This window comes from Limnobacter sp. (assembly GCF_046297615.1).
In the GTDB taxonomy this organism is placed as follows: Bacteria; Pseudomonadota; Gammaproteobacteria; order Burkholderiales; family Burkholderiaceae_B; genus Limnobacter.
Map to the genome: position 1 here is coordinate 408,209 of NZ_JBKBHM010000003.1, position 14,171 is coordinate 422,379.

General features: G+C 58.4%; 14 protein-coding genes and 1 riboswitch. Of the genes, 8 read left to right on the forward strand and 6 right to left on the reverse strand.

Translation table 11 applies throughout. The features are described 5' to 3' along the window. Positions 1-89: 89 nt before the first annotated feature. A complete protein-coding gene (locus ACK4FF_RS08995; RefSeq protein ID WP_409707675.1) occupies positions 90-989 on the reverse strand; it encodes a cobalamin-binding protein in 900 nt (299 codons plus the stop codon). Then, positions 970-2,892, reverse strand: coding sequence for a TonB-dependent receptor (locus ACK4FF_RS09000; protein WP_409707678.1), 1,923 nt, complete (start codon positions 2,890-2,892; stop codon positions 970-972). Before ACK4FF_RS09000 ends, ACK4FF_RS08995 begins: the two co-directional genes overlap by 20 nt. Before the next feature lie 207 nt (positions 2,893-3,099). Then, positions 3,100-3,305: riboswitch (cobalamin riboswitch) on the reverse strand. Positions 3,306-3,419: 114 nt separating this feature from the next. On the opposite strand from ACK4FF_RS09000, the gene ACK4FF_RS09005 reads away from it, so the two are divergent. Together ACK4FF_RS09005 and mnmA are read left to right on the forward strand one after the other, a co-directional pair. Continuing rightward, positions 3,420-3,935, forward strand: a complete 516-nt coding sequence (locus ACK4FF_RS09005) for an NUDIX hydrolase (RefSeq protein WP_409707681.1) — start codon at positions 3,420-3,422, stop codon at positions 3,933-3,935. A gap of 22 nt (positions 3,936-3,957) precedes the next feature. Beyond that, positions 3,958-5,031: a tRNA 2-thiouridine(34) synthase MnmA gene (mnmA, locus tag ACK4FF_RS09010; RefSeq protein ID WP_409707902.1), complete on the forward strand. Its 1,074-nt coding sequence runs from the start codon at positions 3,958-3,960 to the stop codon at positions 5,029-5,031. Positions 5,032-5,056: 25 nt separating this feature from the next. Here mnmA and ACK4FF_RS09015 read toward each other — a convergent pair whose 3' ends face one another. After that, complete coding sequence (locus ACK4FF_RS09015) at positions 5,057-5,671, reverse strand: glutathione S-transferase C-terminal domain-containing protein (RefSeq protein WP_409707684.1); 615 nt, start codon at positions 5,669-5,671, stop codon at positions 5,057-5,059. Between the two features lie 162 nt (positions 5,672-5,833). Between ACK4FF_RS09015 and purB the strand changes: the two genes are divergently transcribed. The 6 genes from purB to ACK4FF_RS09045 all read left to right on the forward strand — a co-directional run bounded on the left by purB (position 5,834) and on the right by ACK4FF_RS09045 (position 10,342). Beyond that, the gene (gene purB / locus ACK4FF_RS09020; protein ID WP_409707687.1) at positions 5,834-7,210 is read left to right on the forward strand and encodes an adenylosuccinate lyase; all 1,377 of its coding nucleotides are present in this window, start codon (positions 5,834-5,836) and stop codon (positions 7,208-7,210) included. A 119-nt stretch (positions 7,211-7,329) separates the two neighbouring features. Beyond that, the gene (locus ACK4FF_RS09025; RefSeq protein WP_409707690.1) at positions 7,330-7,773 is read left to right on the forward strand and encodes a type IV pilin protein; all 444 of its coding nucleotides are present in this window, start codon (positions 7,330-7,332) and stop codon (positions 7,771-7,773) included. After that, positions 7,766-8,272, forward strand: a complete 507-nt coding sequence (locus ACK4FF_RS09030; RefSeq protein WP_409707693.1) for a Tfp pilus assembly protein FimT/FimU — start codon at positions 7,766-7,768, stop codon at positions 8,270-8,272. Before ACK4FF_RS09025 ends, ACK4FF_RS09030 begins: the two co-directional genes overlap by 8 nt. Then, positions 8,262-8,969: a hypothetical protein gene (locus ACK4FF_RS09035; RefSeq protein ID WP_409707696.1), complete on the forward strand. Its 708-nt coding sequence runs from the start codon at positions 8,262-8,264 to the stop codon at positions 8,967-8,969. Before ACK4FF_RS09030 ends, ACK4FF_RS09035 begins: the two co-directional genes overlap by 11 nt. A gap of 10 nt (positions 8,970-8,979) precedes the next feature. Then, positions 8,980-9,813, forward strand: a complete 834-nt coding sequence (locus ACK4FF_RS09040; protein ID WP_409707699.1) for a hypothetical protein — start codon at positions 8,980-8,982, stop codon at positions 9,811-9,813. A 37-nt stretch (positions 9,814-9,850) separates the two neighbouring features. Continuing rightward, positions 9,851-10,342 carry a hypothetical protein gene (locus ACK4FF_RS09045; RefSeq protein WP_409707702.1) on the forward strand — a complete coding sequence of 164 codons (492 nt, stop codon included), beginning with the start codon at positions 9,851-9,853 and terminating at the stop codon, positions 10,340-10,342. A 9-nt stretch (positions 10,343-10,351) separates the two neighbouring features. Here the strand turns inward: ACK4FF_RS09045 and ACK4FF_RS09050 are convergent, their stop codons facing one another. Genes ACK4FF_RS09050 through secD form a run of 3 tightly spaced genes read right to left on the reverse strand, consistent with a single transcriptional unit; the run spans position 10,352 to position 14,161 of the window. Then, positions 10,352-11,281 carry a flagellar brake protein gene (locus tag ACK4FF_RS09050; RefSeq protein ID WP_409707705.1) on the reverse strand — a complete coding sequence of 310 codons (930 nt, stop codon included), beginning with the start codon at positions 11,279-11,281 and terminating at the stop codon, positions 10,352-10,354. A gap of 23 nt (positions 11,282-11,304) precedes the next feature. Further along, the gene (gene secF, locus ACK4FF_RS09055) at positions 11,305-12,258 is read right to left on the reverse strand and encodes a protein translocase subunit SecF (protein ID WP_409707708.1); all 954 of its coding nucleotides are present in this window, start codon (positions 12,256-12,258) and stop codon (positions 11,305-11,307) included. Positions 12,259-12,271: 13 nt separating this feature from the next. Continuing rightward, the gene (secD, locus tag ACK4FF_RS09060) at positions 12,272-14,161 is read right to left on the reverse strand and encodes a protein translocase subunit SecD (protein ID WP_409707711.1); all 1,890 of its coding nucleotides are present in this window, start codon (positions 14,159-14,161) and stop codon (positions 12,272-12,274) included. Positions 14,162-14,171 lie beyond the last annotated feature (10 nt).

A 14,171-nucleotide genomic window follows, 5' to 3' on the forward strand; every position in this document is an offset into this window, starting at 1 on the left:
TTACAGCTTGTAAGACGGGAGACTATAGCATGCTACGCCCACCCGTACAGGGGGTGAGTCGGTCAGACAACCGGTCTGGGCCTACGCCTCTAATGTGCAGAGCGGACTTCTGCACACAGGGCTTTGGCCCCCTCAATCAGGCGCGGGCCACTGCGAACCAGCACATCAGGCGGCAAGGCACGCACCCGTTGATTCGCCACCGCAGGCAAGGCAGGCCATGCGGCCCAAAACTCACGCAGGCGCTGGCCGGTTCCATTCGGCCCGGAGGCGAGAATCAGGTCCGGCGCTTTGCTCACCACCGCTTCAACATTGACCGTGAAGGCCAAGGCCCCCACGGCGTCAAACGCATTGCGGCCACCGCACAGGCGAATCAACTCACTGACAATGTGGCCGCCCCCCAGCGTCATCAGGGGCTTGTCCCACACCTGATAGAACACCGTGGGGGCTTGAGCTGTTGCGGACTGATGGCTGACACCCAGGGCCTGCATCTGCGCCTGCCATTGCTGAACCTGGGCTTGGCCTTGGGCGTCTCGCCCCATCAAACGTGCCAAGCGCAACATGCCCTGTGCCACCATGTCCACGGAACGGGGTTCGCTGACAAACACAGGCACGCCCGCGCGCCGCAGTGTCTCGATGGTGGCTTGCGCCATGCCCGACTTCCACACCAACACAAGGTCAGGTTTGGCCGCCAGAACCTGCTCAGCCCCCAGCAGCAGGCTTTGCCCCAAGCGCGGCAAAGTTTTCACTGGGGCCGGGTAATCGCTGGCTTCGTCCACAGCCATCAGGCGAGGCAAACCGCCCACGTAAGCCCATTGCTCGGTGAGGTGGGGCGCCAGGCTGATGACTCGCCGGGGGTTGCTGGCGCAAACCTCCGCATTAGTGTCATCCAACACGCAGGCTGCCCCGGCCAAGCCTGGCCCGAGCAAGCCACAGGCCAGGCTGAACAAGCCCAGCCCGCGGTTCAGGCGGTTAGAACGTGGTGTTGACATTGACTGAGAAGGTACGACCGGGTTCGGGATAGATTCCAGATGCACTGAAAGGCGAGAAAAAGCGTGTGCGATAGTAATCCCGGTCAAACAGGTTCTGAACCTGGAACACCACGTTGTAGCCCTGGCCTTTGTAGCGCAGATTCGCATCCAGCGTTGCAAAACCGGGCACCTTCACATCGCTGTCGCGGGTCTGCAGGCTGGAGCCTGATCGTTGATCCGATTGGGCGGCCACAATGACTTCATTGGACCAGCGGTCAGCCCAGTCATGCTCGTAAGACACCTTGACGTTGTGACGCGACACCAGCGGCACACGCCCACCGTTCAGAAAACCTGCGCGGAAGGTGGCGTCCAGATACTGGTAACTTGCATTGATGCGGTCGCGCGGGCCAAGGTCACCCCGCCACGATGTTTCCACCCCCTGCCTGCGCACCTTGTCCAGGTTGGTGTTCACACCAAAGAAACCCACGGTCGGATCGAAGAAGATTTCACGGTCCACGTCCATCGCAAACACCGAGTTGTTCCACTCACCACCGGCCAGGGCGGTGCGCACACCAGCCTCAAATTCATTGGCGGTTTGCGGGTCCAGGAATGGCTGTGAAGCAAATGCGTTTTCGTCGGCATTGGGAATGCGGAATGAACGGGCCAGCTTGGCGAATACCGTGGTGGATTCATTCCACAGGTAGGACGCCCCGGCCTGATGGGCAACCAAGCTGTACTCGCGCGCAGAACCCACCTTTTGCTGATCCGACCGTTCAACGCGGCTGCCCAGGTTGACGCGCCATTGGTCGTTCACCGCCCAGTCGTCTTCCACAAACAAAGCGGTTGATTCCAGAAAACCAATGTTGAACCCACGCAGCGCGGATTTTTCACGGTCGATGCCCACACGCACCGCATGGCGGCCGGGGCCTGCGTCAACGTGAAAAGCGAGGTAGGGGCTGATTTGGTCCTGCTCGTATTCGGACTGCACGGCGAAACCACCGAAAGAGCCGAACGAGCTGTGAGTGCGGCGACTGACCTTCAAGCCGTAATCGACATCGCCCACTTGACCGCTGAAGTAGCCACGCACCGTGTTGCGGTCAAACTTGCCGAAATCATTGGGGCTGTTGGTTTGCTTGGGGTTTTGGGCAAACTGGGTGGGGGTTAGCGAACCGGGGAACCGTGTTTTGGACCCCTCCGCAGTGAACGACACACCCGCCTTGTAAGGGCCATGGCCCCAGTCCAGCGCAAGGGCGCCGTGGTCCCGGCTGGCTGCGCTGTTGTCACGGTAACCATTGGTGGATTCCTTGGCGCCAGAGGCAGTCACGGCCCAATCACCAAAGCCGTAGCGCAAACGCCCACCCAGTTCTTGCGTGTCAAACGAGCCATAAGAAGCCGTCGCATCGCCACTGATGCCTTGGGGGGCTGCGCCAGCATCCGTGGTGATGCGAATCACGCCACCCGAGGCGCCACTGCCGTAGGCCACAGAATTGCCACCCCGAATGATTTCGATGGATTGAATGCTGCTGACAGGGATACTGCCGTACCGCGGTGTGGTCAGCTCGTTGTCGTTCAGCTTCACGCCATCCACCACAAACACCACGTTGGCCGATGCGTTTTCACCAAAACCGCGCAGGTCCACGGTGCCGCTTCGGCTGCCGTCCAGCGGGGTGCGCACCGTGACTTGCCCCAACTTCAGAAGCACATCGCGCAGGTTGGTGTAGCCAGACCTCCGAATCTGCTCAGCCGTGATGCGAGTGCTGGACACCGGTTGGCCTGCCTTGGCCTGGTCCGTCACCACAGAGGACACAAACACCGGGGGCAATTGGTTCAGTGCCAGCTCTTCTTGCGCCGATGCATTGGAAGTGATGCCCAGACCTTGAATGGCCAGGGCAAGGGAAGTCAGTTTGAAAACGTTGTTGTTCACGAAAAGTTTGCTCCAGAGTGCCGTGCCCGCCGCACGCGCATAAAAAACCGCTGGAGGAAACAATCAGGCCAAGGTTGGCCGGGCATGCACGGGCCCACCCGCCAAACAATATGGCAAAGTACAAGCACGGTGTGAAAGCGGACAACCCCATCAGTCGCCTGCGCACTGCCTCCCCGCAGCACCAGTCGCCCGCCTGGCATGGGATGCGCCAGACAAAACGGTCAAGGCCGGTATCCGGGCTTGAAAGTCTTGATGTGTCGCCTTCCCAGCACACCCGAAGGTGAATACAACCAGTGGCAAAATGACACACCCGCACTCTCTTACCGTTGCGGGGGCAGCGCAGGCATTCAACCTGCTTCCCGTTTAACCGTGCCTGAAATACAAGCACGAGCACCTTAACCCTGCTATTCTAATGGGTTAAACGGAAACGGTCGGCCATCCAAGGTGTTGAAAGCGGACAAAACCGCTGGAATTTCCCTGTGACGCCCCCACCTTTCCCGCCCTTCAACCCCAATTCGTGAATATCCATGGCTGAAGTCTGGAAACCCAGTGTCACTGTGGCCGCCATCGTCGAGCACGAAGGCCGATTCCTCATTGTGGAAGAACACACGACCGACGGAATCAAGCTCAACCAGCCAGCCGGGCACCTGGACCCAGGTGAAGCCCCGGCCACTGGCGCTGCGCGCGAAGCCCTTGAAGAATCTGCATGGGAAGTTCAACCCACCGGGCTGTTGGGCATTTATCTCAGCCGCTACACCAGTTCGCGCACCGGGGAAGATGTCACTTACCTGCGGTTTGCATTCGCCGCCAAAGCCGTCAAACACCACACTGACCGCGCCTTGGACGAAGGCATCATCCGCACCCTGTGGATGACCCCCGACGAGTTGCGGGCCAGCGCCGACCAGCACCGCAGCCCCTTGGTGCTGCAATGTGTCGAAGACTTCCTGGCCTGTCAGGCTGGCACACGCCCGCTGACCCCGCTGGACCAGGTGTACACCCACGAAAGCGTACTGAAGGGCCCCATGCCACCTGGCATGTCCTGATTGGGTTCGAAGGCAGTTTGACATCATGAAGAAAACCGTCGTCATTGGCATGTCGGGTGGGGTTGACTCCTCGGTTTCCGCGTGGCTGCTCAAAGAACAGGGCTACAACGTCATTGGCCTGTTCATGAAGAACTGGGAAGACGACGACGATTCCGAATTCTGCTCCAGCCGCCAGGATTGGCTGGACGCTGCCAGCGTGGCTGACGTGGTGGGTGTGGACATTGAGGCCGTGAATTTCGCAGCCGAATACAAAGACCGGGTGTTCTCGGTGTTTCTCAGCGAGTACGCCGCTGGGCGCACCCCCAACCCCGACATCCTGTGCAACAGCGAAATCAAATTCAAGGCATTTCTGGACCATGCCTACAGTTTGGGCGCCGATTACATTGCCACCGGGCACTATGCCCGCGTGCGCGAGGTAGACGGCCAGTTCCAGTTGCTCAAGGCGATGGATGCCAGCAAGGACCAGTCCTATTTCCTGCACCGCCTGAACCAAGCCCAACTGAGCAAAACCCTGTTCCCGCTGGGCGAAACCCAAAAAACCGAAGTGCGCCGTATTGCGCAGGAACTGGGCCTGTCCAACGCCGCCAAAAAGGATTCCACGGGCATCTGCTTTATTGGCGAGCGCCCGTTCCGGGATTTCCTGAACCGCTACCTGCCCACCAAACCCGGCCCCATCCTGAACGACCGCGATGAAGTCATCGGGGAACATGTGGGCTTGAGTTTTTACACGCTGGGGCAACGCAAAGGCATCGGTATCGGTGGGCAGAAGGAAGGCAACGGTGAGCCCTGGTTTGTGGCCCGGAAAGACTTGAAGAACAACACGCTGTATGTGGTGCAAGGGCACGATCACCCTTGGTTGCACCAAACAACGCTGGTGGCCGAGCAGGTGCATTACATTGCTGGTGAACTGCCCAGCGTGAACACACTGGGTTGCAAAGCCCGTTATCGCCAAAGCGACGCTGCGTGTCGGTTCAGTGGCGACGAAGCCTCATTCAACCTGGCTTTTGAGCGAAGCCAGTTTGCCGTGACGCCCGGGCAAAGCGCCGTGCTGTATGACGGCGACATCTGCCTGGGCGGCGGCATCATCACTGGCTGACGGCCGTAACCGCCAGCCTGCCCCCTCAAGCCTGCGGGCGAGTGGCCTCAAAGCTGGGGCGCACTGCGAGGCGTTCCGCATAGTCCTTCAATGCGGGGTACTCTTTGCGCCAATCCAGGTCCGGCATGCGGAAATCCAGATAAAACAGGGCGCAACCGGCCGCAACATCGGCAAGGCTGAATTGCTCCGTCAAAAAGTTGCCGGGCATGTTGGCCACATGGTGCTGGAAATAGGCCAGGCCATGGTGGATTTTCTGGGTTTGACGCACCACCCAAGCCTGGCTGACATGCGCAGGCTCGTGAAAACGGTTCTCCAACAAAATGGCCACAGCGGCATCGCTGATGCCCTGTCCACACACCTCCAAAGTACGCACCCTGGCGCGTGCATTGGGGTTGCTCGGCAGCAATGGAATGGTGGGCATCAGGTATTCCATCTGGCCGGAAATGACGGTGGAGTCAAACAACACCTGCCCACCGTCCAACACCAAACAAGGCACTTTGCCCAGTGGGTTGAATTGGGTGATGGTGGTGTCTGGTTGCCAAACGTCTTCCAGAACAAACTCAAACGGAATTTCCTTTTCGAGCAACTGCACGCGAATTTTGCGCACGTAAGGGCTGGTCAATGATCCAATCAGCTTCATCTCAACACTCCTTCTAAGGCAGCCGACTTGCTGTCGGTCTGGGGTTGATGTTTGAACGGGTTCAAACGACAAATTGACGGGCTATGGGCGCCCGGACATGGTGGGTAAAGCGCGGTGGGTTACAATACAACGCTTTGAAAAACCACAGGTTTACCACCGAGAATGATTTCTTCCGACTCTTTGAATGCGCTCACCGCCTTGAGCCCGCTGGACGGCCGCTACCAATCGAAAGTGGCTGCGTTGCGCCCCCTGCTGTCCGAAGCAGGGTTTATGCATCACCGTGTGATCGTGGAAATCGAATGGCTCAAGGCCTTGGCCAACGCAGGCTTTGCTGAACTGCCCGCGTTTTCCGCCGAAGCACTGGGCCGGCTGGATGCATTGAAAGCCGATTTCTCCGAAGCCGACGCGCAGCGCATCAAGGAATTTGAGGCCACCACGAATCACGACGTCAAGGCTGTAGAGTACTTTATCAAGGAAAAGTTCCAATCGCATGACGAACTGAAACGTGCCGCTGAGTTCGTTCACTTCGCGTGTACGTCTGAGGACATCAACAACATGAGCCATGCGCTCATGCTCAAAGCTGCCCGCGAACAGGTGGTTGTGCCCACCCTGCGCAAGGTGGTGGCCAGCCTGCGTGGCTATGCCCACCAGTTTGCCGACATTCCGATGATGTGCCGCACACACGGCCAGCCCGCCAGCCCATCCACGCTGGGCAAAGAATTTGCCAACGTGGTGCATCGGCTGGAGCGGGCCATCGCCGCGATTGAAGCGGTTGAACTGCCCGCCAAAATGAATGGCGCGGTGGGCAACTTCAACGCCCACCTGTCGGCCTACCCCGAATTTGACTGGGAGCAACTGAGCCGCAAGCTGATTGAGGGCCTGGGGCTGACGTTCAACCCCTACACCATTCAGATTGAACCGCATGACGGCATTGCCGCGCTGATGGACGCCGTGGCCCGCGCCAACACCATTGTGATCGACCTGTCACGCGACATCTGGGGCTACATTGCGCTGGGGTATTTCAAACAAAAACTGAAGGCAGGCGAAGTGGGTTCCTCCACCATGCCGCACAAGGTGAACCCGATTGATTTTGAGAATGCCGAAGGCAACCTGGGCATGGCCAACGCGGTGCTCAAGCACCTGGCTGAGAAACTGCCCATTTCCCGCTGGCAGCGGGACTTGACCGACTCCACCGTGCTGCGCAACCTCGGTGTGGGCTTGGGTTATGCCATACTCGCCTACGAAAGCTGCCTGCGCGGCCTGGGCAAACTGGAAGTGAATCTGGACGCCATCGCCGCTGACATTGACGCTGCATGGGAACTGTTGGCCGAACCTGTGCAAACTGTGATGCGCCGTTACGGCTTGCCCAACCCCTACGAACAGCTCAAAGAGCTAACCCGTGGCAAAGGCATCACCCAAGAGGCCTTGCAGACTTTCATCGCCGGGCTAGACCTGCCCGAGGCCGAAAAAACGCGCCTGTTGGCCATGACCCCAGCCAGCTACATTGGCAAAGCGGCCATTCTGGCCAAACGCATCTAATCCAGACGCGAAATTCATTTCGCTTCATTGAGTTAGCCCATCGACCCCCCTGACAAAGGGGGGTCCCTCTCGGTCTGTCCGCACCATACTTTCGTCATTGAGAGTTGTTGGACACGTCCATGAAACACCCCCGTGGATTCACCATCATTGAGCTGATGATTGCGCTGTCAATCGCTGCCGTGTTGGCCACCTTGGCCTTCATGGGGTATTCCGACGCCTTGGCCAAGTCCAATTTCCGCGCCACCCGTGATGTGGCGGCCAAACTGGCACTGGCCCAGCAGCAACACCGCCAGCAGTTTGGGCGCTACGCCAGCGCAGTTCAGGGCAGCGGCACCGGCAACAGCACAACCTTGGTGTTGAATGATGCCAACGACTACGCCATCACGGTTCAATCAGCCACCTACCGGGATTTTGCGGCCACCGTGACACCGACCACTCGTTCGCTTCAAGGCACAGACACCTGCTGGTCGGTCTGGGTACGCAGCCAACAGGGTTTCCTGACCTTTGGCTCGCAGAACAAACAGCAGCAGGACAGCCGCACGGAGTGCATGCCCAATGGATAAGCTGCAGCACAGGCAAGGATTCACATTGATTGAGCTGGTCATCACTCTGGCCATGACCATGGCCGCCATTGCAATGGCTGCGCCATCGATTGCCGGGTATGTGCAGCGCCAGGAACTCAAACTGGGCGCAGCTGATCTCACCAGTTACATTCAAAGCGCACGCAGCCTGTCAGCCAGTACCGAATGCCCCACACGCGTTGAATTACGCAACCAGAATGGCCAGTTGCAGGTAGAGACGCTCATCGACAAACACACACAGTTCAAAGGCTGCCCACGGTGGTTTGACGCCAACAGTGCGGGCAACCTGTCGGCTTTGTTGGTCTCCAGCACTACCGTGCAGTCGATTGCGGTGGACCGCGCCGTCACCCTGCGGTTCCAAGGCGTGTCCGGCGCGCTGGACTCTTCGTCGGCCATTCAATTCACCGTGAACAAGGGTGACGCGCGGGCGCGAATTTCACTGGACGGGATTGGTAATGGGGTGATCAGCTATGTCAACTGAACGCCTACAACGGGGTTACAGCATGGTTCAAACCCTGCTGGCGCTGACCATTCTGGCTTTTCTGGTGGGCAGCCATTTGTCCTTGATGGCCTACATCACCACAGGCCCCAACCAAGCGGGCAGTGACGAGTTGTTGAACCAATTGACCCGCCTGGGCGAAAGCTTCTCCACACGGGCTTACCGCGGCGGCGGCTTTTTGGACAGCGACGGCGAGGCCAAAGGCATCATGGTGTGCACGCTGGACAACAGCGGCAACCAATGCAACACGTACAACGACAATCAGGCCAACCTGTGCATTGCCCTGCCCATCCAGAATGACAACGGTCCTGCGGCCTACATCGAGGTGCGGGGGTTCCGGTTGCTCAACGGCAAACTCCAACAAAAAGGAGTGCGCCCAGGCACCATGGCGGGCTTTGATGTGCGCAGTTTCTGCGGCAACGCAGGTTGGGAAAACCTGCACAGCACCGACGAGTTTGTGATTTCGAACTGGAAGCTGTGCCGCTTCAGTGCAGCCACTGCGGCCGACATACGCCGGGACTACGTCAGCAGTTGTCCCAGCATTCTGAGTGCCAACAAAGGCACCAACATGTTCTGGTTGTCCTTCATGGAAGCGACGCCCAGGAAGGTGGGGGGAACAACCGTTGAACAAACACGGGTCATCCAGTTGTTCAACGACACGCGAGTCACCACACCGTGAGGTCCACACCATGAGCAAGTCCATTCACGCCAAATCACATGGCCAACAACAAGGCATGGCCGGGGTGTTGGTGTCGGCACTCATCAGCGCGGCCCTGCTGTTGATTGCCACGCAAGCCAGCACCAAAGTGAACATGGATTCCTACCATGCGCCCAACAAGGTGAACATTGAAGTGGCCAATCAATTGGTGCAGGCCGGGGTGCGGTATGGCAACTATGTGATTGCCACACCGACCGCCGTGGATGCGATGATCACCCAGAACGCCACCAACCCTGCAGTGGTGTTGAGCTGCCAATCCGGCCAACCCCTGCCAGAACGGCTTCAGCCCACACAGGTGGTGACCACGCTGAACACTCCGCAAAACACACAGGAAGTGCAGATCAAGGCGGTTTTTGCGCCGTTTGACTGCAACCTGCCCATCAGTGCCACCAACTTTCGGCTGACATTCGAAACCGTGGGTGCGGCAGGCTGCTCAACGGGCAATGCTGCACAAGGTGACGGTTGCGTTACCCGCTCGGTGGTGCAGTCGGCGTACAAAGGGGACATCTACCGGCCGTCGATTGAAACCGTGGTGGTCCCAGACCCAGTGGTGATCTCTTACACCTGTCCGAATGGCCCGCATCACATGCCCGCTCCGGGCACGCCTGAAGAAACAGGTATCGTGGCGGCCTGTGCGGCAATTGGGGTGGATTACCATGCAACCTTCCATGTCATCACTGAGCCTTATGACGGACCAATTTCGACCATCGCTGACCTTCAGGTGACAACGGGCGGCGGCTCAACCACAACCACAGTCACCACGACCACCCCCACAACCACCACCAAATCCAGCATAGGGAACTGACATGGGCGCCCGGGGTTTTACATTGGTTGAAGTGGTCATGACGACCCTGGTGCTCAGCTTGGGTGTGGTGTTGTTTGGCAAGGCCACCTCAAATACCCTCACCGCCAGCACCGACAATGCCGAGCGCCAGCGGGTGGCGCTGATGGCCTCAGACATCAACAACGTGATGGCGGCCCGAGTGGCCTCATTACCGGTGACAGCCAACCAGCAGGCGGTGATTAATTCATTGAACGGCATCATGGGTGAGCTGCGGACCGAGGCCACCAATGCGGCCTCCAGCCAAGGCTACCGCTGCGAGGGCAACCGCCCGGTGATGAACGGGGGCACCCCCAACCGCAACAACAGCTCAACCCTGTTTCGCTCCTGGACTTCCGGCCCACCGGTGTGTTTTGAATTCGTGCTGCTGAACAACATCAACACCGGGTTCAACGGGGTGTGGGTGGAAACACGGATCAGTTGGCTGGGGCTGAAGAATGCATCGGACACACCCGAAACCATTCGGGTACCCGGGCTGATCTCGCCGCTTTAACTTCGCAGCCTAGCGCAGCACATACAAGGGCGGTTCAAGCCTGTGCATCAGCAACTCACTGACGAAAGCATGAAGCACCACAAAGTCACGGTCATCCAGCGCCACAAAAGCCAGGCCAAAACGGCTGTGTTGCCCTTCATGGGGTTGGGTGGTGACCACTTTGGCTGGCAATTCCAGCAGGTATTTCCGGTGCGCCAACACCACTTGGCAAGCGACGGACAATTGCGTGCCCACCGGCCAGTCCACCTTGGCCAACACCTCGTATTCAGCGCCCCCCGTGGACAGGTTGCGGATTACTGCGTTGTAGACCCGGCTGGGGTCGTCCAACACATGGGCCGTGGAAGGCAGTTCGCAATTCACCCTGCGTGTGGCACGCACCGGCTTGGCCTCAAGGTGGGAATGCTGTGGCCAGCTCATCACCACCAAGGCATGGGGCCCCAACAGCACCTTTTGCACTTGTGACTTGAAACGGTAGACCGACAGGCCATAGAAGGAGCGAAACTCCCAAGTGTCGCCTTCTTTCACGAACACAAATTGATCGTCACGCACTGGGTGGGAGATGACGAAAGCATCTTTACCCAAGGCCCCAACCAAACGCACAGGGAAGGCCTCAGCCTGCCCAGGCAGATTCATTTTCAGGGCATTGCCGGTTTCCGTGGGGTCATCCACTTCGGCGCGGGTGGGGGCTTTGAATGTGGTCGGTGCTGTCGGCGCCACCGAACCCATGGTGGCCTTGTTCTGAATGGTGAAGTTGGAGGCCCACCGGGGGTTGTGGTACAGCCCTTTGGCCGCCAGCTCGTCCAACTGCTTCACCGTGGTCACGGCCTGATTGGCCGCCAACAACAGATGGCCTTGCCGGTCATAAATGGGAAAGGGCAGCGCCTTGCCGATTTCAATGTCACCCTTGGCCAAGGGTGACAATTCTTTGGAACTGTCCACACCCATTCTCCTGAAACAGGGGTTCAGGGAGTTTCAAACTCCCTGTCTTTCTTGACCGGCTTGATCAGGTCTTCCCGGGTCAGGCCCAGCCACATGACCAAGGGGCTGGCCACCAACACCGATGAATAAATGCCAAAACAGATGCCTATCGTCAACGCCACCGCAAAATAATGCAAGGTGGGGCCACCGAAAAACAGCATCGAACACACCATGATCTGCGTTGAACCATGGGTGATGACCGTGCGGGAGATGGTGCGTGTGATGGCGTTGTCGATGGTTTGGGCCACGGTCAGGCGACGCGTTTTGTGAAACGTTTCGCGAATCCGGTCAAACACCACAACAGATTCGTTCACGGAATACCCCAACACAGCCAGCACCGCCGCCAACACGGACAGCGAAAACTCCCACTGAAACAGTGCAAAGCATCCCAGAATGATCACCACGTCATGCAAGTTGGCGATGATGGCTGACACCGCAAACTTCCACTCAAACCGCAGGGCCAAGTACACCATGATTCCCAGAATCACGATCATCAAGGCTATGACTCCGTTTTCGGCCAATTCACGGCCAACTTGAGGGCCTACAAACTCTACGCGCATCAATTGCACATCGGGACCACCCGAACGTAGGACCTTTTCGGTCATGGCCGCTTGATCCAGCTTGCCTTGCGTGCCAATTTGGCCGGACTGCAAATCTTTCACGGCCAGGCGAACCAGCACATCACGGGAAGTGCCGAAGTTTTGGACCTGTGGCTCTTCAATGCCCAACTGGTTCAATGATCCGCGAATCTTTTCGAGGTCAGCCGCTTGGGAATAGCGGGCCTCCACCAGCACACCGCCGGTGAATTCCACACTGAAATTCAAGCCCTTGACGACCAGAAAAAACACCGCCGCTGCGAAGGTCAGAAAGGAAATGACATTGAACACCCTCGCATGCTTCATGAAGGGAATGTCGTTTTTGATTCGGAACAGTTCCATGTTCGTTCGCTTCTTATGTCTTGTCGGAGGCGGGGTTGGCTTCGCCTTTCCAGATCTGCCCAATGCTGACCTTGTCCAGCTTTTTGCGGTTGCCATACCAGAGGTTGACCACACCGCGGCTGACCACCACCGAACTGAAAATCGAGGTGAGAATGCCCAGGCAGTGAACCACCGCAAACCCGCGCACAGGGCCTGAACCGAAAATCAGCAGCGCCACACCGGCAATCAACGTGGTGATGTTGGAATCCAGAATGGTGGCCCAAGCGCGTTCATAGCCCGCGAAAATCGCTTGTTGAGGCGTTGCACCTTCACGCAATTCTTCTCGAATGCGCTCGTTGATCAGCACGTTGGCGTCAATCGCCATACCGAGGGTCAGCGCCACAGCGGCCAAGCCGGGCAAAGTCAAGGTGGCTTGCAGCACCGACAGCAGTGCAAACAGCAACAGCACGTTGACACCCAGCGCAAACACTGAGAACACACCGAACATGAGGTAATACACCATCATGAAAGCACCCAACACCACAAAGCCATACACGGTGGAATTGATGCCCTTGCCAATGTTGTCGGCACCCAGGCTTGGGCCGATGGTGCGCTCTTCAATGATGTCCATGGGTGCGGCCAATGAACCAGCGCGAAGCAACAGCGCCAGGTCGGTGGCTTCCACGGTGTTCATCTGGCCGGAAATTTGAACCCGGCCACCGCCGATTTCGTCGCGAATCACCGGTGCAGTGATCACTTCCCCTTTGCCGCGTTCAATCAGCAAAATCGCCATGCGCTTGCCGATGTTCTCGCGGGTCACATTGCGGAAAATTCGGGCACCCTGCCCGTCCAGGGTCAGGTGTACAGCGGCTTCCTGAGTTTTGGGGTCGAAACCGGCCTGTGCATCGGTGAGGTTCTCACCGGTGAGAATCACTTCCTGCTTCAGCAACAAGTCACGCCCGCCACGCTCGGTGTACTTCTGCAGGCCAAAAGGCACCAAGCCTGTGGACAAGGCCGACAGGGCTTCAGGGCTGTCATCCACCAAACGCACTTCCAGCGTGGCAGTGCGGCCCAGAATGTCTTTGGCTTTGGCCGTGTCTTGCACGCCGGGCAACTGCACCACAATGCGGTCAGCACCTTGACGCTGAATCACCGGTTCAGCCACGCCCAGTTCGTTGATCCGGTTGTGCAGCGTGGTGATGTTCTGCTTCAGTGCATATTCCCGGGCAGTCTGCTCCACCGTGGGCGCCAGCCGGCCAATCAACTCCAGGTCGGTGGATTGCTCGGGCACCAGCCAGTTCACTTCGCCATTGGCTTTGGTGAGGATGGCTTTGGCTTTGTCACGCGCTGCCGCATCGCGGAAAGTGAACCGCATGCCTTCCGGGGTGCGCTGGGCGCTGGCGTAACGCAGGTCTTCTTCACGCAGGGCCTGCTTGGCCCCGGCAAAGAAACTGTCCTTGCGCTTGTCCAGTGCCTTGTCCATGTCCACTTGCAAGAGGAAATGCACACCACCGCGCAGGTCCAGGCCCAGGTACATGGGCAGGGCGCGGATTTGGGTGAGCCAGTCCGGCGAACGGGACAGCAGGTTCAAGGCTACGATGTACTCGGGCGCGTCGGCCTGTGGGTTCAGGCTGTGGGCAATGAAGTCACGGGCCTTGAGCTGGTCGTCAGTGGTTTCAAACCGCAGCTTGATGGTGCCGCCACCCAGGGTGTTTTCGAAAAACACACCATCCGGTTTCAAGCCCTGCGTCACCAATTGCTCGCTCAAGCGGTCGGCCAGGGCCGGGTCCAACTTCAAGGACGATTTGCCGCTGGACACTTGAACGGCGGGGGCTTCACCGTAGAAGTTGGGCAGGGTGTAGAGCACACCAAACACCAACACCACGGCGATCAGCAGGTATTTCCAGATGGGGTAACGGTTCATGACAGGCAGG

What these genes read in the sequence shown, in the direction of transcription:
- secD (WP_409707711.1), bottom strand. Translation starts at nt 14,161, where the DNA reads ATGAACCGTTACCCCATCTGGAAATACCTGCTGATCGCCGTGGTGTTG.
- purB (WP_409707687.1), top strand. Translation starts at nt 5,834, where the DNA reads ATGATTTCTTCCGACTCTTTGAATGCGCTCACCGCCTTGAGCCCGCTG.
- ACK4FF_RS09035 (WP_409707696.1), top strand. Translation starts at nt 8,262, where the DNA reads ATGTCAACTGAACGCCTACAACGGGGTTACAGCATGGTTCAAACCCTG.
- ACK4FF_RS09030 (WP_409707693.1), top strand. Translation starts at nt 7,766, where the DNA reads ATGGATAAGCTGCAGCACAGGCAAGGATTCACATTGATTGAGCTGGTC.
- ACK4FF_RS09005 (WP_409707681.1), top strand. Translation starts at nt 3,420, where the DNA reads ATGGCTGAAGTCTGGAAACCCAGTGTCACTGTGGCCGCCATCGTCGAG.
- ACK4FF_RS09045 (WP_409707702.1), top strand. Translation starts at nt 9,851, where the DNA reads ATGACGACCCTGGTGCTCAGCTTGGGTGTGGTGTTGTTTGGCAAGGCC.
- ACK4FF_RS09025 (WP_409707690.1), top strand. Translation starts at nt 7,330, where the DNA reads ATGAAACACCCCCGTGGATTCACCATCATTGAGCTGATGATTGCGCTG.
- ACK4FF_RS09015 (WP_409707684.1), bottom strand. Translation starts at nt 5,671, where the DNA reads ATGAAGCTGATTGGATCATTGACCAGCCCTTACGTGCGCAAAATTCGC.
- ACK4FF_RS08995 (WP_409707675.1), bottom strand. Translation starts at nt 989, where the DNA reads ATGTCAACACCACGTTCTAACCGCCTGAACCGCGGGCTGGGCTTGTTC.
- ACK4FF_RS09040 (WP_409707699.1), top strand. Translation starts at nt 8,980, where the DNA reads ATGAGCAAGTCCATTCACGCCAAATCACATGGCCAACAACAAGGCATG.
- secF (WP_409707708.1), bottom strand. Translation starts at nt 12,258, where the DNA reads ATGGAACTGTTCCGAATCAAAAACGACATTCCCTTCATGAAGCATGCG.